Annotated in this window: 17 protein-coding genes and 1 riboswitch; of the genes, 6 read left to right on the forward strand and 11 right to left on the reverse strand. The window is 71.1% G+C overall.

Annotation, left to right across the window (positions count from 1 at the left end; genetic code table 11):
* Nucleotides 1-233 precede the first annotated feature (233 nt).
* The gene (locus ACFY2Q_RS25210) at nucleotides 234-1,988 is read left to right on the forward strand and encodes a M28 family peptidase (protein ID WP_387134114.1); all 1,755 of its coding nucleotides are present in this window, start codon (nucleotides 234-236) and stop codon (nucleotides 1,986-1,988) included.
* A gap of 64 nt (nucleotides 1,989-2,052) precedes the next feature.
* On the opposite strand, the gene ACFY2Q_RS25215 is transcribed toward ACFY2Q_RS25210, so the two are convergent.
* Nucleotides 2,053-2,751 (reverse strand): SDR family oxidoreductase, encoded by a 699-nt coding sequence (locus ACFY2Q_RS25215; RefSeq protein ID WP_387134117.1) that lies wholly within the window; start codon nucleotides 2,749-2,751, stop codon nucleotides 2,053-2,055.
* Between the two features lie 161 nt (nucleotides 2,752-2,912).
* Between ACFY2Q_RS25215 and htpG the strand changes: the two genes are divergently transcribed.
* Together htpG and ACFY2Q_RS25225 are read left to right on the forward strand one after the other, a co-directional pair.
* Nucleotides 2,913-4,829 carry a molecular chaperone HtpG gene (gene htpG, locus ACFY2Q_RS25220; protein ID WP_387134121.1) on the forward strand — a complete coding sequence of 639 codons (1,917 nt, stop codon included), beginning with the start codon at nucleotides 2,913-2,915 and terminating at the stop codon, nucleotides 4,827-4,829.
* Between the two features lie 219 nt (nucleotides 4,830-5,048).
* Nucleotides 5,049-5,221: riboswitch (cyclic di-AMP (ydaO/yuaA leader) on the forward strand.
* Entirely contained in the window at nucleotides 5,221-5,895 is a 675-nt protein-coding gene (locus tag ACFY2Q_RS25225) for a transglycosylase family protein (RefSeq protein ID WP_387134123.1), read from the forward strand. (Overlaps the previous riboswitch by 1 nt.)
* 85 nt (nucleotides 5,896-5,980) lie before the next feature.
* Here ACFY2Q_RS25225 and ACFY2Q_RS25230 read toward each other — a convergent pair whose 3' ends face one another.
* The 3 genes from ACFY2Q_RS25230 to ACFY2Q_RS25240 form a co-directional block, all read right to left on the reverse strand.
* Nucleotides 5,981-6,331: a hypothetical protein gene (locus ACFY2Q_RS25230; RefSeq protein ID WP_387134125.1), complete on the reverse strand. Its 351-nt coding sequence runs from the start codon at nucleotides 6,329-6,331 to the stop codon at nucleotides 5,981-5,983.
* Between the two features lie 125 nt (nucleotides 6,332-6,456).
* Nucleotides 6,457-7,644, reverse strand: coding sequence for a DNA polymerase IV (dinB, locus tag ACFY2Q_RS25235; RefSeq protein ID WP_387134128.1), 1,188 nt, complete (start codon nucleotides 7,642-7,644; stop codon nucleotides 6,457-6,459).
* Nucleotides 7,645-7,701: 57 nt separating this feature from the next.
* Nucleotides 7,702-8,139 (reverse strand): VOC family protein, encoded by a 438-nt coding sequence (locus ACFY2Q_RS25240; RefSeq protein WP_387134130.1) that lies wholly within the window; start codon nucleotides 8,137-8,139, stop codon nucleotides 7,702-7,704.
* 94 nt (nucleotides 8,140-8,233) lie between these two features.
* Here ACFY2Q_RS25240 and ACFY2Q_RS25245 point away from each other — a divergent pair, with 94 nt between their 5' ends.
* Nucleotides 8,234-9,223 (forward strand): helix-turn-helix transcriptional regulator, encoded by a 990-nt coding sequence (locus tag ACFY2Q_RS25245; protein WP_387134133.1) that lies wholly within the window; start codon nucleotides 8,234-8,236, stop codon nucleotides 9,221-9,223.
* Here ACFY2Q_RS25245 and ACFY2Q_RS25250 read toward each other — a convergent pair.
* The 3 genes from ACFY2Q_RS25250 to ACFY2Q_RS25260 all read right to left on the reverse strand — a co-directional run bounded on the left by ACFY2Q_RS25250 (nucleotide 9,196) and on the right by ACFY2Q_RS25260 (nucleotide 11,395).
* On the reverse strand, nucleotides 9,196-9,648 hold the full coding sequence (locus ACFY2Q_RS25250) for a GNAT family N-acetyltransferase (protein WP_387134135.1): 453 nt from the start codon (nucleotides 9,646-9,648) through the stop codon (nucleotides 9,196-9,198). The two genes, ACFY2Q_RS25245 and ACFY2Q_RS25250, sit on opposite strands and share 28 nt — an antisense overlap.
* 89 nt (nucleotides 9,649-9,737) lie before the next feature.
* Nucleotides 9,738-10,262 (reverse strand): GNAT family N-acetyltransferase, encoded by a 525-nt coding sequence (locus ACFY2Q_RS25255; RefSeq protein ID WP_387134138.1) that lies wholly within the window; start codon nucleotides 10,260-10,262, stop codon nucleotides 9,738-9,740.
* A 254-nt stretch (nucleotides 10,263-10,516) separates the two neighbouring features.
* A complete protein-coding gene (locus ACFY2Q_RS25260; RefSeq protein WP_387134140.1) occupies nucleotides 10,517-11,395 on the reverse strand; it encodes an aldo/keto reductase in 879 nt (292 codons plus the stop codon).
* 86 nt (nucleotides 11,396-11,481) lie between these two features.
* On the opposite strand from ACFY2Q_RS25260, the gene ACFY2Q_RS25265 reads away from it, so the two are divergent.
* The gene (locus ACFY2Q_RS25265) at nucleotides 11,482-12,183 is read left to right on the forward strand and encodes a TetR/AcrR family transcriptional regulator (protein WP_387134143.1); all 702 of its coding nucleotides are present in this window, start codon (nucleotides 11,482-11,484) and stop codon (nucleotides 12,181-12,183) included.
* Nucleotides 12,184-12,255: 72 nt separating this feature from the next.
* Here ACFY2Q_RS25265 and ACFY2Q_RS25270 read toward each other — a convergent pair whose 3' ends face one another.
* Nucleotides 12,256-13,830: an FMN-binding glutamate synthase family protein gene (locus ACFY2Q_RS25270; protein WP_387134146.1), complete on the reverse strand. Its 1,575-nt coding sequence runs from the start codon at nucleotides 13,828-13,830 to the stop codon at nucleotides 12,256-12,258.
* A gap of 128 nt (nucleotides 13,831-13,958) precedes the next feature.
* On the reverse strand, nucleotides 13,959-15,068 hold the full coding sequence (locus ACFY2Q_RS25275) for an N-acetylmuramoyl-L-alanine amidase (RefSeq protein ID WP_387134149.1): 1,110 nt from the start codon (nucleotides 15,066-15,068) through the stop codon (nucleotides 13,959-13,961).
* Nucleotides 15,069-15,325: 257 nt separating this feature from the next.
* Between ACFY2Q_RS25275 and ACFY2Q_RS25280 the strand changes: the two genes are divergently transcribed.
* The gene (locus ACFY2Q_RS25280; protein WP_387134151.1) at nucleotides 15,326-16,363 is read left to right on the forward strand and encodes a hypothetical protein; all 1,038 of its coding nucleotides are present in this window, start codon (nucleotides 15,326-15,328) and stop codon (nucleotides 16,361-16,363) included.
* Nucleotides 16,364-16,503: 140 nt separating this feature from the next.
* Here ACFY2Q_RS25280 and ACFY2Q_RS25285 read toward each other — a convergent pair whose 3' ends face one another.
* Nucleotides 16,504-16,890 (reverse strand): VOC family protein, encoded by a 387-nt coding sequence (locus ACFY2Q_RS25285; RefSeq protein ID WP_387134153.1) that lies wholly within the window; start codon nucleotides 16,888-16,890, stop codon nucleotides 16,504-16,506.
* A 196-nt stretch (nucleotides 16,891-17,086) separates the two neighbouring features.
* Nucleotides 17,087-17,506, reverse strand: coding sequence for a YchJ family protein (locus tag ACFY2Q_RS25290; RefSeq protein ID WP_387134156.1), 420 nt, complete (start codon nucleotides 17,504-17,506; stop codon nucleotides 17,087-17,089).
* Nucleotides 17,507-17,570 lie beyond the last annotated feature (64 nt).

Genomic DNA, 17,570 nt, shown 5'->3' on the forward strand with positions numbered 1-17,570 from the left:
GACACCTCGCCTCGCCTGTGCTGACGTCGGCACCCCGGCTGTCCCACTGCCGGGCGGTGTGGCCTCGGGGTGTGCTCGGCCCGGCGGAGGAGGTGCCGGTCGGTGATATCGGCAGGCGGCTGCGTGGTGGTATGTCCGGCGTCGAGCCGACGGGGTTGGGACGAACGACCGATGCCTGGCGAATAGATATCTGTAAGTGTCTCGGTTATCTCTCCAACCCCCGAGGAGCCCTCATGAGAGGCAGAACGCTGAGCGCGGCCATCGCGCTCACCGTGTTCGCCGGGACGGTGACGCTGGCCGCCCAGCCGGCAACCGCGTCACCCACCACCGGAACGGCAGCGGCCCGGCCGATCGCCGCGTCAGCCGCCGTCCTGGCAGCGCCGGACATCTCCGTCACGAACGTCCAGGCGCACCTGACCCAGTTCAACTCCATCGCCACAAGCAACGGCGGCAACCGGCGGGCTGGCTCGGCCGGCTACACCGCCTCGCTCACCTACGTGAAGAACAAGCTCCAGACGGCCGGCTACACCGTCACCGAGCAGTACTGCTCCAGCTGCACGTACCCGTCGAACAACCTCATCGCGGAGTGGCCCGGCGGCCCGACCGACCAGGTGGTCATGTTCGGCGCCCACCTGGACGGCGTCTCCGCCGGCCCGGGCATCAACGACAACGCCACAGGCTCGTCGGTCCTGCTGGAGAACGCCCTGGTCCTGGCCTCGCAGAACCCGACGATGACGAAGAAGGTCCGGTTCGCCTGGTGGACCGACGAGGAGCAGGGGCTCAACGGCTCCCGGTTCTACGTCAACTCGCTCAACACCACCCAGCGCGGCTACATCAAGGGCTACTACAACTTCGACATGGTCGGCTCGGTCAACGGCGGCTACTTCATCAACCGGGTCACGTCCACCACGGCGGCGCCGCTGAAGGCGTACTGGGACTCGCTCGGGTTGCAGCCGGAGGAGAACGTCGAGGGCCAGGGCCGCTCCGACGACTACTACTTCCAGCAGGCAGGCATCCCCACCTCGGGCTACGCGGCGGGCGCCAGCGCCCGCAAGACAAGCAGCCAGGCGGCCAAGTGGGGTGGCACCGCCAACTCCGCGTACGACCCCTGCTACCACCGTGCCTGCGACACCACGGCGAACGTCAGCGCCACGGTGCTGAACCGGGCAGCCGACGGCGTGGCGTACGCGCTGTGGGATCTGGCCGTCGGTGGAGGAACCCCGAGCAACGACTTCTCCGTGGCGGTCAGCCCCACGACCCGTAGCGTGGCCCGGGGCGCCAGCACCACCGCGACGGTCTCCACGGCGACCACTGCCGGCTCGGCGCAGTCGGTGAGCCTCTCCGCCTCCGGGGCGCCCAGCGGGGTGAGCGTCTCGTTCAGCCCGTCCTCGGTGACCTCCGGTGGCTCGTCGACGATGACGCTCACCGCGTCGTCAAGCGCCGCGACAGGCACCTTCACCGTGACGGTCACCGGCACCGGCTCGGTCACCCGCAGCGCTACCCTCACCCTCACGGTGACCGGCACCGGCGGCTGCGCGGCCGCCCAGGTGATCGGCAACGGCGGCTTCGAGAGCGGCGCCACGGTGTGGACGGCGTCCTCCGGCGTGATCACCAACTCCAGCAGCAAGCCGGCCCGGACCGGGTCGTACAAGGCGTGGCTCAACGGGTACGGCAGCACCCGCACCGAGACCCTGTCCCAGTCGGTGACCGTGCCGGCCGGGTGCGCCAGCTACACGCTGTCGTTCTGGACGCGCATCGACACCGCCGAGACCACCAGCTCCACGGCGTACGACAAGCTGACCGTGCGGATGGGCTCGACCACGCTTGCGACGTACTCGAACCTCAACGCCTCCACCAGCTACGTCCAGCGCACCCTGAACGTGGCCGCGTACGCCGGGCAGACGGTGACGCTGACGTTCACCGGCACCGAGGACTCGTCGTTGCAGACCAGCTTCGTGATCGACGACGTGACGTTGCAGGCGAGCTGACCACGTACCTGTTGCAGCGGGCCGCCGCCGGGAACACCCGGCGGCGGCCCGTCACGTGCAGGGGTCAGGGGAGCTGCGGGTAGAGCGCGGCGACGCCGCCGGCGAGCCCGGCCTGGACCCGCCGACTGATCTCGTCGGCGACGATCTCGTAGGCGTCGGACTCGATGCCGTCCACAGCGATCCGGGCGATGACCGCCGGGTCGGACTTCGGCTGGGTGACGGCGGCTGCCATGTCGGTGTCCATGTAACCGACGTGCAGGCCGGCGACCCGCACGCCCCGTTCGGCGAGCTGGACGCGCAGCGCGTTTGTCATCGCCCACTCGGCCGACTTGGCGACACCGTAGGCGCCGTGTGTCGGGAAGTTCACCCAGGACAGCACGGAGAGCACGTTGAGGATCGTCCCGCCGCCGTTGGCGACGATTGCCGGCGCGAACGCCCGGACCATCGACAGGGTGCCGAAGTAGTGGGTCTCCAGTTCGAGCCGGACGAGGTCCAGGTCGCCGTCGAGCAGATCGGTGCCGGAGTCGACGCCGGCGTTGTTGATCAGGAGGTTCACGTCGCCCGCGAGTTGGGCGGCGGCGGTGACGGAGGCGGGGTCGGTGATGTCGAGCCGCACCGGCGTCACGCCGGGCAGGTCGACGGTGTCCGGGTTGCGGGCGCCGGCGTAGACGGTCGCGCCACGGGTGACGAGTTCGGCGGCCAGGTGCCGGCCGAAGCCGCGGTTGGCGCCGGTGACGAGGGCGGTACTGCCAGCAATCTTCATGCGCGCCACTCTAGGCTATCTGACTTCTGTTAACCAAAGCCAGCTAGGTCACACGGGCGACCCCCACAATCGGGAATGCGACCCGGACGCGGCAGCACCCCGGCCGGTGATGACTCGTATCCTTTGCGCGAACCTCCGCACGAGCCGAGAAGGGAGACGGTGTGAGCAACCAGGCCGAGACGTTGGAGTTCCAGGCAGAGGCGCGTCAGCTCCTGCAGTTGGTGGTCCACTCGATCTATTCGAACAAGGACGTCTTCCTGCGGGAACTCATCTCGAACGCGTCCGACGCACTGGACAAGCTGCGACTTGCCACGCTCGTCGACAAGGACCTCGTCGCCGACATCGACGACCTGCACGTGACCATCGAGGTCGACAGGGACGCCCGCACCCTGACCGTCCGGGACAACGGCATCGGGATGACCCGCGACGAGGTCGTCGGGCTGATCGGCACGATCGCCAAGTCCGGCACCGCCGAGCTGCTGCGCCAACTGCGGGAGTCCGCCGACGCCCGTGCCTCGCAGGACCTGATCGGCCAGTTCGGCGTCGGCTTCTACGCCGCGTTCATGGTCGCCGACCGGGTCACCCTGCTGACCCGCAAGGCCGGCGAGACCGGCGGCACCCGCTGGGAGTCCACCGGCGAGGGGACGTACTCGATCGAGTCGGTCGACGAGGCACCCCAGGGCACCGCGGTGACGCTGCACCTCAAGCCCGCCGACACCGAGGACAACCTGCACGACTACACCGCCGAGTGGACCATCCGGGAGATCGTCAAGCGATACTCCGACTTCATCGCCTGGCCGATCCGGATGACAGTCGAGCGCCCCGGCGCCGACGGCGCGGACGCCACAAGCGAGGTCCAGACGCTCAACTCGATGAAGGCGCTCTGGGCGCGGCCCCGCGACGAGGTCGACGTCGCCGAGTACAACGAGTTCTACAAGCACGTCAGCCACGACTGGGCCGACCCGCTCGAGGTCGTGCACATGAAGGGCGAGGGCACCTTCGAGTACGAGGCGCTGCTGTTCCTGCCCAGCCACGCCCCACTGGACCTGTTCTCACCGCAGGGCCGCCGGGGCGTCCAGCTCTACGTCAAGCGCGTGTTCATCATGGACGACTGCGAGGCGCTGGTCCCCACCTACCTGCGCTTCGTCAAGGGCGTTGTCGATGCGCACGACCTGTCGCTGAACATCTCCCGGGAGATCCTCCAACAGGACCGGCAGATCCAGATCGTCCGCCGCCGCCTGGTCAAGAAGGTCCTCGCCACGGTCAAGGACCTCAAGGCCAACCACCCCGAGCGCTACCGGACGTTCTGGACCGAGTTCGGCGCGGTGGTCAAGGAAGGTCTGATCGACGACACCGACAACAGGGACACCCTGCTGGACATCCTGTCGGTGGCCTCCACCCACGACGCGACCGAGCCCACCGACCTGGCCGGCTACGTCTCCCGGATGAAGGACGGCCAGACCGACATCTGGTACGCCACGGGCGACTCCCGGGCCACAATCGAGAACTCCCCGCACCTGGAGGCGTTCCGGGCCAAGGGCCATGAGGTGCTGCTGCTCACCGACCAGGTCGACGAGGTGTGGGTCGAGCGGGTCGGCGCGTACGACGGGCGGCCGCTGCGCTCGATCGCCAAGGGCGAGGTCGACCTGGACACCGACGAGGAGAAGCAGCAGGCCGAGGCCGAGCGCGAGCAGCAGCGGCAGGAGTTCGCGGCGCTCGTGGACTGGCTGGGCACCACCCTGGCCGACAGCGTCCGCGAGGTCCGCTTGTCGTCCCGGCTCACCACCTCACCTGCCTGCGTGGTGGGTGACGCGCACGACCTCACGCCGACCCTGGAGAAGATGTACCGGGCGATGGGGCACGAGATTCCCGCGACGAAGCGCATCCTGGAGATCAATCCCGGTCATCCTCTGGTCGCCGCACTGCGCAAGGCCCACGAGCAGGGCGACTCCGCCGAAGCCCTCACCGAAACCGCCGAGCTGCTGTACGGCCTGGCGGTGCTCGCCGAGGGCGGCGACCTGGCCGACCCGGCCCGCTTCACCCGGACGCTCGCCGACCGGCTGGCCCGTACCCTGTGACCTGCTGCCTCGGCCGGCGGTCGCCCGCGTTGTCGGGTTGCCGCCGGCCGGGGCGGCCGGCCTGATCGGTTCCGGTCCATCGTGGTCACTGCACAGGTCCACACCGCCCGCAACCGCTGAGTACGCCGCTCAGCGTGGCCCGGTGAAGAACGTCACTGCGGTTAGGCGATCGTCACGGGCCGTGCCTAACGTCGGTCGGGTTCGCCATCGCGGACACCACGGCCGGCAACGCCAAATCCTGCCCCCGGTCGTCGGAACCCAGTCACCCGGGCAGGAGCGGGGGACCCACGTTCCTCGGTGCATCGTCACCTCGGGGTGAAGCCGCCACCGCGCGGCCGGGCTCCTCGGCCCGAACCCGACAGCTCACCTCGCCGGCGTGGAGGAAGCTCACATGACGTCTGTCTACACGCCCCGTCATCGACGGGTCACCACCCGCCGCCTCGCCGTCGGCACCCTGGCCGTCGGCGCGGTCACCGGCGCTGTCGCGCTCTTCGGGCCGGCCGCCCCGGCGCAGGCCGCGGTCAACTGGGACGCGATCGCCAAGTGCGAGTCCGGTGGCAACTGGAAGATCAACACCGGGAACGGCTACTACGGTGGTCTGCAGTTCTCGCAGAGCACCTGGGCCGGTTACGGCGGCAAGAAGTACGCTTCCCGCGCCGACCTGGCCAGCCGCGGCGAGCAGATCGCCGTCGCCGAGAAGGTGCTCAAGGGGCAGGGCATCGGCGCGTGGCCGACCTGTGGCAAGAAGGGCGGCTCGTCGAGCGGCTCCACGTCGAAGTCGACGAAGTCCACCTCGAAGTCGACGAAGTCCACGGCCAAGTCCGACAGGACCACCAAGCCCACCCAGCGGTCGTCGCGCGGCGAGCAGCCGGCGACCCGCAACCACGAGCGCACCGCCCCGGCGGCCAGCGGCGACACGTACGTGGTGAAGCCGGGCGACACCCTGTCGGAGATCGCGCAGAGCCACCGGCAGGCCGGCGGCTGGCAGGCCCTGTACGAGCGCAACCGGCAGTTGGTCGGCGCCGACCCGGGCCTGATCTTCCCGGGCCAGCGGCTCAGCCTCTGACGGAGTGCACCACGAACGCTCGGCCGGTGACCCGGCCGAGCGTTCGTGTGTGTCGTGCTGTCAGCCCGGGTGCCCGTGCGGGCTGTCACGCCGCCGAGACGGACGCCTTCGTCCCTCGGTGCGACGCTGCCGGGGCGGCGTTCCAGCCCCAGCGGGGGGCGGGCACCGCGGCCTCCTCGGGCCGGTCCGCGCCGCCGTCGACGGGTGCCTCGACCGAGTCGTGGCTGCTGCGGGACAGGCGCAGCGACTGCTCGGCGCCGTTGCGGGCCGCGCAGGGCCAGGACTGCCCGGCGCACTGGAGGTTGCGGCAGAACCCCTCGTCGTCCGGCTCGTGGGCGCTCAGCACATCCACCGCCAACTGCCAGAGCAGAGGGTCGGTCACGTCGTGCGGGCGTTCGGTGCGACGGCTCGGGCGGTTGCTGGTGTCGTCGGACATCGTGTGGGTCCCCCTTGTCAGGCTGTACCCCCCAAGGGTCACCCGTCAGCCGCTGGCTAAACCGCCGACCTGCTGTGATGTGTCTCCGATCGCAGCTGGAGCGGGTGAAAAAGCACGCGGACCGGTCAATCTGGCAGCAGCGGCATCTCGACGCCCGGGTCCCGGCCGAGCAGCACCGCGCGGGTGAGCGCCGCCGAGCCGAACCGGTCACGGACCGCGTCGACCGCGGCGTCGAGGTCGGCTCCCGGGGTGGCGTCGAACGGCAACTCCGGTTGGACCGGGTTGTCGTCGAGGTTGCCCACCGACACGCCGATAAGGGTGACGCCCCGCCTGTCGACCTCCGGCAGCGCCGTCCGCAGCAGTGCCCGCGCGGCGGCCAGCAGGGGCGTGGTGTCCGCGGTCGCCTTGCCCAGGGTGTGTGAGCGGGTGGCTCGGGTGTAGTCGCCGAAGCGCAGCCGCAGCATCACCGTGCGCCCGGACCGGCCAGCCGCCCGCATCCGCCGCGTGACCCGGTCCACCAGGCCCGCCAGGATGGCGTCCAGCTCGGCGGGCGCGTGCGGGCTGCGACTGAGCGCGTGCTGCGCGCCCATCGAGCCGCGTCGTCGGCCGACCTGCACCGCCCGCGGGTCACTGTTGTGGGCCAGGGCGTGCAGGTGCCGGCCCGCGCCCGCGCCGAGCAGGGACACAAGCGCCGCCTCGCCGAGGCGGGCCACCTCCCCGACGGTACGGATCCGCCGCTCCCGCAACTTCGCGGCGGTGACCGGGCCGACGCCCCAGAGCCGTTCCACAGGCAGCGGGTGCAGGAACGCCAACTCGGCGTCGGGCGCGACGACAAGCAGCCCATCCGGCTTCGCCACCCCGCTGGCCACCTTCGCCAGGAACTTCGTCCGGGCCACGCCCACCGTGATCGGCAGGTGGACCTGCTCGCGGACCTCCCGGCGCAGCCGCTCGGCGATGTCGGCAGGCGCCCCGGCCAGCCGACGCAAGCCGCCCACATCGAGGAACGCCTCGTCGATGGAGAGCCCCTCGACAAGCGGCGTGGTCTGCCGGAAGATCTCGAACACCGCCCGGCTGGCCCGCGTGTACGCCGACATCCGGGGCGGCACCACTATCGCGTCCGGGCACAGACGACGCGCCTGCTGCCCGCCCATCGCGCTGCGGACGCCCCGCGCCTTCGCCTCGTAGCTGGCCGCGAGCACCACGCCGCCGCCGACGATCACCGGCCGCCCGCGCAGGCGCGGGTCGTCACGCTGCTCGACCGACGCGTAGAACGCGTCCAGGTCGGCGTGTAGGATGCTGGCCCCGGGCGACACGTACACATGTTCGCATGGCGTCCGGCCGTCATGGCAGTGAGCTGGGCGAACGCCCGGTCAGTCGAGGCAGAATTCGTTGCCCTCCGGGTCGGCCATGATGATGTGGCCGGCACCCAGCGGGGGAGCGGGTTCGTGACGACTGAGCCGGGTGGCGCCGTGCGCGACGAGTCGTTCGGCCTCCGCCTCCAGGGCCTCCATCCGCTCGTCACCCGCAAGCCCGGGAGCGGCCCGCACATCGACGTGTACGCGGTTCTTCACCTGCTTGTGCTCCGGCACCCGCTGGAAGAACAGCCGCGGCCCCGAGCCGTCCGGGTCGACCACCGCCGACGCGGAGTTGTGGTCCTCCGGTGGCACACCCATCGCGTCCAGCGCCTGCTCCCACGACTCGAAGTCGCCGGGCGGGCCCTGCACCTGATGGCCGAGCGTCTCGGCCCAGAACGCCGCCAGCCCGGCCGGATCGGCGCAGTCGAATGTGATCTGGATGTCGCGGGCCATGGCAGCTCCCTGTCTCCTGGTCTGGTCGGTCATGATCCCAGCCTTCCCCTGATCGCGGACAGGCTCGTTCCGCGATGTGTGCAACGATCGGCGGGTGACCGTCGAGGCGACCACCGAGCGGGTCCTGCGGTTGCTGGGCCTGCTACAGCGACGACTGTCCTGGACGGCCACCGAGCTCGCCACCGAGCTGCTTGTCACCGACCGCTGCGTCCGCCGCGACGTGCAGCGACTGCGGGCGCTCGGCTATCCCGTGCACGCGGCCCCCGGTGTCGGCGGCGGTTATCAGCTCGGCGCGGGCACCCGGCTGCCGCCGCTGCTCCTCGACGACGAGGAGGCGATAGCGACGGCGGTCTCCCTGCGGCTCGCCTCGGGCGGCACGGTGGCCGGGGCGGGTGAGGCAGCCCTACGGGCACTGGCCAAGCTCGACCAGGTGATGCCGTCGCGGCTGCGGGCCGAGGTGCGTGCTGTGCACGGCTCCACGGAGACGCTCATCGGCCCGGTGCCCGAGATCGACGCGGAACTGCTGGTGACGCTCGCACGTGCCTGCCGCGACGCCGTGCGGGTCCGGTTCACGTACTCCGGCCGTGACGGTGGTGACCGCGAGCGGACGGTCGAGCCGGTCCGCATGGTCACGACAGGCCGTCGCTGGTACCTGATGGCCTGGGACGTCGAGCGCGACGACTGGCGTACGTTCCGCCTGGATCGGATGCGGACCGCTGTGGCGACGACCTGGCGCTTCGGGGCGCGCGAGCACCCCGATCCGGTCGCGTTCGTGCAACGGTCGGTGACCGAGGCGCCGTACCGGTATCTCGCCCGGGTGCGGGTGCACGCCCCGCCCGACCGGGTGCGGGAGTTGGTGCCGCCCCAGGTGGGCCGCGTCGAGGACGACCGCGACGGGTGGTGTGTGCTTGTCGTCGGCGGCGAGAGCCTGGACTGGATCGCCGCGCACATCGCGCGCCTGAGCTACGACGTGCAGGTGCTGGAACCTCCGGAACTGCGCGAGGCCGCCGGTCTGCTCGCCCGCCGCCTGGCGGCGATGGCCAGCGCGGCGCCGGGTCACACGGCGTCGGTGCGCAGGATGTAGTGGCGCAGCGCCACCGGGCCCCCGTCGGGAGCGGTCCATGGCGCGGTGCTGGTGCCAGTGCACCGCCACCCGGTGCGCCCGTAGAGGGCGGCGGCAGCGCCATCGGAGGCCACCACCTCAAGGACCAGGTCGGTCCCGCGCACACTGGCCCAGCGGCGGGCCCGGGCCAGCAGTGCGCTGCCCAGCGCCATCCCTCGCGCGGCCGGCGACACGAACAGCCGAGCCACCTCGGCTGTCGGCCGGGCGTGCGACCCGCCGGCCGGGCCGGGCACCCGGTGCACCGCGACGTGACCGACAATGTCCGCGCCAGCGCCAGCGCCAGCGCCAGCGCCAGCGCCAGCGCCAGCGGCGACGGCGACGGCGACCCAGGCCCGTGCCGGGCGCGGCTCGCGCAGCCAGCGGCGCGGGTCGTCAGGCCAGTTCATCGGGTACCCGTCGACGCGGTGAACCTCGATGAGCGCCGCGACGCATCCGTCGAGGTCGGCGTCACGCCGCCGCCGGATGTGCGGTCGCGTCACAGGTCGTCGAAGGGCCGGGCGTAGCGGAACTCGCCGCGGATCGACTCGCGCCACGCGTGCAACGGCCGTGCCTGGAAGTACTGCGGAGCCCATGGCTGCGGCGGGGTGACACCCAACTCGACAGCGGGCCTGAACCCGAAGCGCGGGTAGTAGTCGGCGTGCCCGAGCAGCACCACGAGGGCCTCGTCCCGCGCGTCGGCAGCGCCGAGCACCGCGTGCATCAACGCGCTGCCGACCCCGCGCCGCTGCCAGTCGGGCAGCACACCGACCGGCCCCAACCCGAGCGCCACCGGCTGGCCGCCCACCCGACCACGGGTGGCCACCACGTGCCCCACCACCCGGCCGTCCGAATCGGTCGCCACCAGGGAGTACGCGGGCAGCCAGCCCTCGTCGGCCCGCAACGCGTCGACGAGCGTCGCCTCGACGGGTACGCCGTCACCACCGTCCGGCGCGGCGAAGGCGGCGCAGTGCACCGCCCGGATGGCATCGACGTCAGCGAATGTCTCGCGTCTGATCAGCACGGCGCCACCATAGGCACCCCCGTGTCGCCGGCTCCACGCGTTTATTGCGCGCCCGCACGCGGGACGCGGACCGGGTTCATCACGGCCTCGAACGTGGTGGCGTCATTGACGTTGCCCGGCGTGAGGACCAGGGCGACTCTCCCCGAATCGCCACGACATGCATCATCCGAAAGGCGATATGGGCGCCGTCACAGAACCCCGAAGATCATTCGTCAGATGCGGCCGAGGTCGATAGCGACATCCCCGGGGCCCTTTCAGCGGTGGCCATGAGCGGGGGGCGTGGGCTGGCCGAGGACCGCTTGCGACTCGTCGACGAGTCCGGTCAGGCGCGCGACCTCGGTGTCGGTCAATTGTTCGGCAACGTCGGAAGCTGCGATGTTGGACCGCAGGTGGTCGGTGCTGCTCGTGCCGGGGATGACGACCATGGAGGGCGAACGGCGCAGCAGCCAGGCCAGTGCGATCTGGGCCGGTGTGGCACCTAGGCGCTCTGCCGGGCCGGTCAACTCTTGGTGGCCGCTGAGCCGTCCGGCGGCCAGCGGAAAGTAGGGGATGAAGAGGATGCCCTGGGTCTCGCAGTCGGCGAGGACCTGGACGCCGCTGCGGTCAAGCAGGTTGAAGCGGTTCTGCACCGCCGCGATGGGGGTCATCTGCTGGGCGCGGGCCAGCACCTGCGGGGACGCGCCGGACAGGCCGATGCGGCGGATCAGCCCCTGCTCTCGCAGCTGGACGAGCGCGCCGAGCGACTCCTCCAGCGGTACGTCCTGGTGCGCGCCGGGGGTGTCGCCGACGAGTCGGAGGTAGGTCAGCTCGCTCGCGTCCGTTCCCATGTCGGTAAGGGCCTCGTGAACCTGCCGCCGGACCGTCTCCGGGCGACCGTCGACGACCCAGGACTTGTCCGGGCCGCGCTCTGCGCCGACCTTGTTGCCCACGATCACGCCCTCGGGGATCGGTCCCAGCGCCTGCCCGATCAGCTGGTTTACCGTTCGTGGCCCGTAGGCGTTCGCGGTGTCGAAGAAGGTCACGCCCAGCTCGACAGCCAGGCGCAACACCCGCCGCGCCGCCTCCGGGTCGTCCGGGAATCCCCAGACCTTAGGGCCCGCAAGCTGCATGGCGCCGTATCCCACACGATTCATCGATCTCTCCTGCCGTATCACTGCGACGGTATCTCCCGTATCGCTGGCCGAACCAGTGATACGCCTTATGCCGTAGCATTGCAACCGTGGATGATGCGAAGACCCGCAGTCGCCGGCAGATCCTGGAAGTCGCAGCCGAGCTCTTGGAACGGAAGGGCGCCCAGGCGCTCTCCACCCGCGCCGTCGCAGCGGCGGCAGGCATCCGTGCCGCCTCCTTGTACCAGCTCTTCGGCGACAAGGACGGGCTCCTTTCGGCGCTGGCCATCCACGCCTTCGACCTTTACTTGGCGCAGAAGCACACCTTGTCGTCGAGCGGCAACCCGGTCGACGACATGCGCCGCGGATGGGACATGCATGTCGACTTCGGCCTGAAACACCCCGCCTTCTACCTGCTGATGTACGGCACCGACCGCCCGGGCCGGCGCCCACCTGCCGCGCGGGAGGCTCAGGAACTCCTCATGACGTTCCTCGGCCGCGCCGCCTCCGACGGCCGCCTACGGGTGCCGCCCGTCCTTGCCGCCCACCTCACGCTGGCAGCGGTAACCGGCACCACGCTCTCCCTGATCGGCATCCCCGAGAGCGAACGCGACCCGGAGGTCTCACCGCGCATGCGAGAAGCACTCATCGACGCCCTGACCACCGACGCGAGCCCAGCCCCGGACTCCACCCTCGCCGCTCGCGCCCTCGCGCTCGATGCCGCCCTCGGCGGGGCGGATCCAGCTATCGTCCCGCTCCGCCCCGTCGAGACCGCACTCCTGCAGGACTGGCTCCAGCGTCTCGCCTACTAGGACGAGCCGGGCCCCTCGAAGGCCATTTGTCAGACGCGGCCTAGGTCAGGCGGGGGACGTCGGTCCGGGACCTCAGCCGACGGCGGTGGCCGACGGTGGAGCGCTGCCGCCCTGTGGTGCCTCCGGTGCCATCAGCCGGATGATCTCCTTGTGGTCGGCGGGGGAGGGCAGGCCCCAGTCCGGCTGGTAGCCGTACACCTTGTGCAGTGGGGTGGAGCCGGTGCGGCCGTCCAGGATCTCCACGGCGTCCGTGCCGATCAGGCCGGGGTGTTCCACACCGCAGGCCTCGGCGACCTTGGTCAGGTCCCGGCGCAGCGTCCGCAGGTAGTTGGCCGCCCGGACCGACTTCGACGCCGGGTCGAGGCCCCGGGTGAGCCACGCGTTCTGCGTCGCGACGCCGGTGGGGCAGGTGTCGGTGTGGCACTTCTGCGCCTGGATGCAGCCGATCGACAGCATCGCCTCGCGGCCGACGTTGACCAGGTCGCAGCCGAGCGCGAAGGCCACGATGGCGTTGTCCGGCAGGCCGAGCTTGCCGCCGCCGACGAAGACCACCTGTTGGTGCAGGTCGTGCTCGGCGAAGACCTTGTAGACCCGGGAGAAGCCCTGCTGGAACGGGAGCGACACGGAGTCGGTGAAGATCAGTGGTGCGGCGCCGGTGCCGCCCTCGCCGCCGTCGATCGTCACGAAGTCCACGCCCCGGCCGGTGTCGCGCATCAGGGTGGCCAGTTCCTGCCAGAAGCCCAGGTCGCCGACCGCCGACTTGATGCCGACCGGCAGGCCCGTCTCGGCGGCCAGCAGCTCCACCCAGTCGAGGAGGCTGTCGCAGTCGGAGAACTCGGCGTGCCGGGACGGGCTGACGCAGTCCTGACCGGCCGGGATACCCCGGGTGGCGGCGATCTCGGCGGACACCTTCGCACCGGGCAGCAGCCCGCCGAGGCTGGGCTTGGCGCCCTGGCTCAGCTTGATCTCCAACGCCTTGACCGGCGCGCCGGCGACCAGGTCCTTCAGCCGGTCCAGGCTGAAACGGCCGTGCTCGTCGCGGCAGCCAAAGTACGCCGTGCCGAGCTGGAAGACCAGGTCACCGCCGTTGCGGTGATACGGCGACAGACCGCCCTCGCCGGTGTTCTGGAGGCACCCGGCGAGCGCCGCACCCTTGTTGAGCGCGGTGATGGCGTTGCCGGAGAGCGAGCCGAAGCTCATTCCGGAGATGTTGACCACCGACTCCGGTCGGAACGCGCGGGCGCGCCCCCGGGCCGCGCCGAGCACCTTGGCGCAGGGCAGCCGTACGTCGTGGCCGGCGGTCGGAGTGGACGGTGGCACCGCACGGCCGAAGGTGCGGTGCTTGATGACCGGGTAGCCGGGGGTGTACTCGATGTCGTTGTCCGTGCCGAAGCCGAAGTAGTTGTTCTGCTGCTTCGCCGACGCGTACACCCAGCGGCGCTGGTCGCGGGTGAACGGCCGCTCCTCGTTGTTGCCGGCCACGATGTACTGCCGAAGCTCCGGCCCGATCGCCTCCAGCAGGTAGCGGGCGCGGCCGAGCACCGGGAAGTTGCGCAGCAGCGCGTGGTCGCGCTGGATCAGGTCGCGCGCGGCGAGCGCGGCGACGGCGGCGGTGACGGCGGGTACGGCTCGACGGGCCCATCTCATGCCGGCACTCTTTCCGCCCGTGACCTCGGCCAAACCGCCGCACCGGCGAGAGCCGCCCTGCTCGGACCGCTGAACACCCCACCCGCTGGGCCGAGGGCGGCGCGGGTTCGCGCCGCCCTGGCTCGGGGTCAGCGGTGCTGGAACGACTGGCGGACCGACCCGCCCACGACCGCGCACCACGTGCTGGTGCTGAGCTTGCCGTTGCGGGGCAGCCCGTGCAGCGCCTGGAGGTCCTGCACCGCCTTCCGGGTGGCGTGGTCGTACGCCCCGGTGACGGTGACCGCGTACCCCTTGGTGGCGAGGATCTCCTGCACGGCCGTGACCGGCGGGCCCGCGGCGTGCTGGTCCAACTCCGGCACGAGGGTCTCCCAGGTGGGTGTGGTGAGCGTGGCGTCGACGTCCACGGCGATGCCGTTGCGGGCCTGCCAGTCCTGCACGGCGGCCACTGTCGCGGCGTCGAACGTGCCGCTGGCCGTCACCGGGTAGCTCCGGTACGCGAGCAGGTGCTGCACCACCCGGACCGACGGCGAGTTGACGAAGCGCCACAGGTCCGGCCAGCGGCGCGCCGGCACGTCACCGAGCTTGGTGCCGAGGGCGGCGTGCACCCGTCGCCGCAGCGCCGGGAACTCCCGGTAGAAGGCGGCTCCGGGGCACTCGGTAACGCGAAAGTCCCAGTGGCCGAAGATGTCGTGCGCGTGCAGCCCGTACTGCCGGCAGACGGCGACGCAGAGCTTGACCAGGGAGTCGGTAAGGGCCTTCGGCGGCGTCTCGGTGACGTAGGTGCCCTCGTTCTCGATCCCGATGGCCCGGCCGTTCTCGCCCGGGCAGTGCGCCGAGATCATCTGCCGGTCGCCGGCTTCGAGGCGCTCCAGGCTGCCCCGGCGGCCCTCCAGCACGTAACCGCCCCGGCTCACCGTGAAGTGCTGGCCGGTGTCCGACCACCCGTTGCCGTCCATGTGCAGGTCCTGGCAGTCGTGGGCCAGCTTGACCGCCTGCTCGCGGGAGTAGTCGGTGACGTTCGGGAACGCCATGTGGTGCACGATGATCTTGTTGGTGGCGATGGCGCTCACCGACAGCGGGTCCTTCGGTGGGCGGGCGGCCCACTCGTCGCAGCTGATGATCCAGTCCAGGTCGGTGCCGGGAGCGGCCTGCGCGGCGCCCGGGAACGCGAGTTCACTCCCGACCACGGCGACAGTGGCGGCGCCGAGACCGGCCCGCAGCAGCGTCCGGCGATCCATTTCGGAATGGTCGACGTGCATATTGCATCTCCTCCTGCGGCCGACGGCGAGGGGATGAAAAGTAGCTCCAGTGGCCGCACGTACTCCGGAGAATATTGCCAAGGCTCGGCCCTGCGCTAGATCCACGCGGTCGCATGCTGTTCGTTCACCAGCACCCGGCTGTGCGGGCGACCCTGCCTGGGCGGCGTTTCCGCCCGTCGGGTCGAGGGTAGGTCCGGGGCTGACCGTTCCGGCTGCCCCACTTAAGGAATGACCAGATGAGTGACAACGTCAGCGACGCGGTGGGCGACGCTCTCCGCTCGGTGATGCTCTTCCTGCCCAAGGCCGTCGCCTTCCTGGCGATCCTGGTGGCCGGATGGCTGATCGCCAAGGCCGTGCTGAAGATCGTGGAGAAGGTCCTCGAACGGGTGGGCTTCGACCGCGCCGTCGAACGCGGCGGCATCCGCCGCGCGCTGAGCCGATCCCGGTACGACGCCAGCGACATCGTCGCGAAGCTCGTCTACTACGGGTTGCTGCTGTTCACCCTGCAGCTCGCCTTCGGCATCTGGGGGCCGAACCCGATCTCCGACCTGCTCGGTGCGGTGATCGCGTGGCTGCCCCGCGCCTTCGTCGCGATCGTCATCGTCGTCGTGGCCGCCGCCATCGCCAACGCGGTCAAGGACATCATCAGCGGCGCGCTCGGCGGCCTGTCGTACGGCCGGGTGCTGGCCACCATCGCCTCGGTGTTCATCCTCGGCCTCGGTGTCATCGCCGCGCTCAACCAGATCGGGGTGGCCACCGCGGTCACCACACCTGTCCTGATCGCGGTGCTGGCCACGATCGGCGGCATCCTCGTCGTCGGCGTGGGCGGTGGGCTGATCCGTCCGATGCAGAGCCGGTGGGAGGCGTGGCTGAGCCGCGCGGAGCAGGAGTCGCGGCTGATTGCCGAGCACGCCCAGGCGTACCGGGCCGGTCGCCGCGACGCCGAGGCCGAGCTGGCCCGCCAGTCGAGCGCCGCCGCCCCGGACGCCACGCCGGCCCGCCCGTCGGCCGTGACCAGCGACCCGGAAGCCACCCAGGTGGTGACCCGACCGGCCGACCCGGACGTCACGCAGGGGGCGGGCGTGTCCGCCGACTCGGACGCCACCCAGGTGGTGCGTCCCCACAGCGATCCGGACAGCACTCAGGTGGTGAGCTGGGGCGATGCCGACACGACACAGGTGGTGCGCGCCGGCGGTACGGTGCCCGGCCCGCGCACCAGTGACGACATTGAGAGCACAACTGTCATCCCGCCGGTCGACCCGAATCGGCGCTGACACGCGGCGGCACGGCACGGCGGGGCGGATCCCTTCCGGGCTCCGCCCCGCCGAACGTCCTCCGCCCCGCCGAACGTCCTCCGCCCCGCCGAACGTCCTCCGCCCCGCCGAACGTTCTCCGGGGCGGACGACGGCCTCGCTCAGTTGGACCGGTGCAGGAACGACCACTGGTGGCCGTCGAGGTCGCGGAAACCACGCATGTACATCGGCCCGTTGGCCGTGCCGGGCCCGAGCGACTGCCCGCCGGCGACCGCCGCCTGGTCGACAAGTTCGTCGACCTGCTCGCGGCTCTGCGCCGACAGCCCGATGACGACCTCGCGGCTGGTCTCCGTGTCCGTGGCGGCGACACCTGTGTACGACTCGAAGCCGGAGCGGAGGTGCAGCACCAGCCGGGTGCTGTCGGAGATGGTGAGCACCATGGTGTCGCCGTCCAGGTCGGCTTGGTCGCTGGTGAACCCGAGCGCTCGGTAGAACTCGGCGGCGGTGGCCAGGTCGCGCACCGGCAGATTGATGAACGTCATGGTCATCTGTTGTCTCCCCTCGACGCGGCCCGCCAGCACGCCTTCAGCTCGGCGGCCTGCTCGGCTCCGGTCAGCTTCTCGTGCGGCCACGCTGACCGGGCCTTCGACTCGCCGACAGCGTCGAAGCCGACGACGATCCGGGTGGGTCCACCGGCCCGGTCGCGCCGCCACCGTCCGGTTGGCAGCGGCGGCGAGGCCACAGTCAGGGCTGGTCACCGTCGAGGTAGACCCAGCGGCCGTCCTCGCGGACGAACCGGCTGTGTTCGGTGAGGGTGCCGGGCCGTCCGGCGATCCGGTAGTGGGCGTGGAACGTCACGGTGCCGGTGGCGTCGAGCAGGCCACCCCGCTCGGTCTCGACGATCTCCAGTCGGGTCCACCGCTGCCCCGGGTCGAGTTCGAGGGAGGCGGGCCGGGTCGAGGAGTGCCAACTGCGCAGCAGGTAGCCGGTGTCGCCGAGGGCGAAGGCGCTGAACCGGGAGCGCATCAGCGCCTCGGCCGTCGCTGCCGGGCTGTCGCCGCCGTGCGCCGGGGCGCAGCAGTCCGCGTACGCCTGACCGGAGCCGCACGGGCAGGCCCGTCCCGTCGTCGTGTTCGCCCGTCGGCGTCCCGCACCCTTACCCACGTCGTCATCCTGCCCCACCGCCGGGCGTCGGGCCGCGCAGGCCGGGCATGATCCACTCGACATC

The organism is Micromonospora sp. NPDC000316, assembly GCF_042898885.1.
GTDB lineage: Bacteria > Actinomycetota > Actinomycetes > Mycobacteriales > Micromonosporaceae > Micromonospora.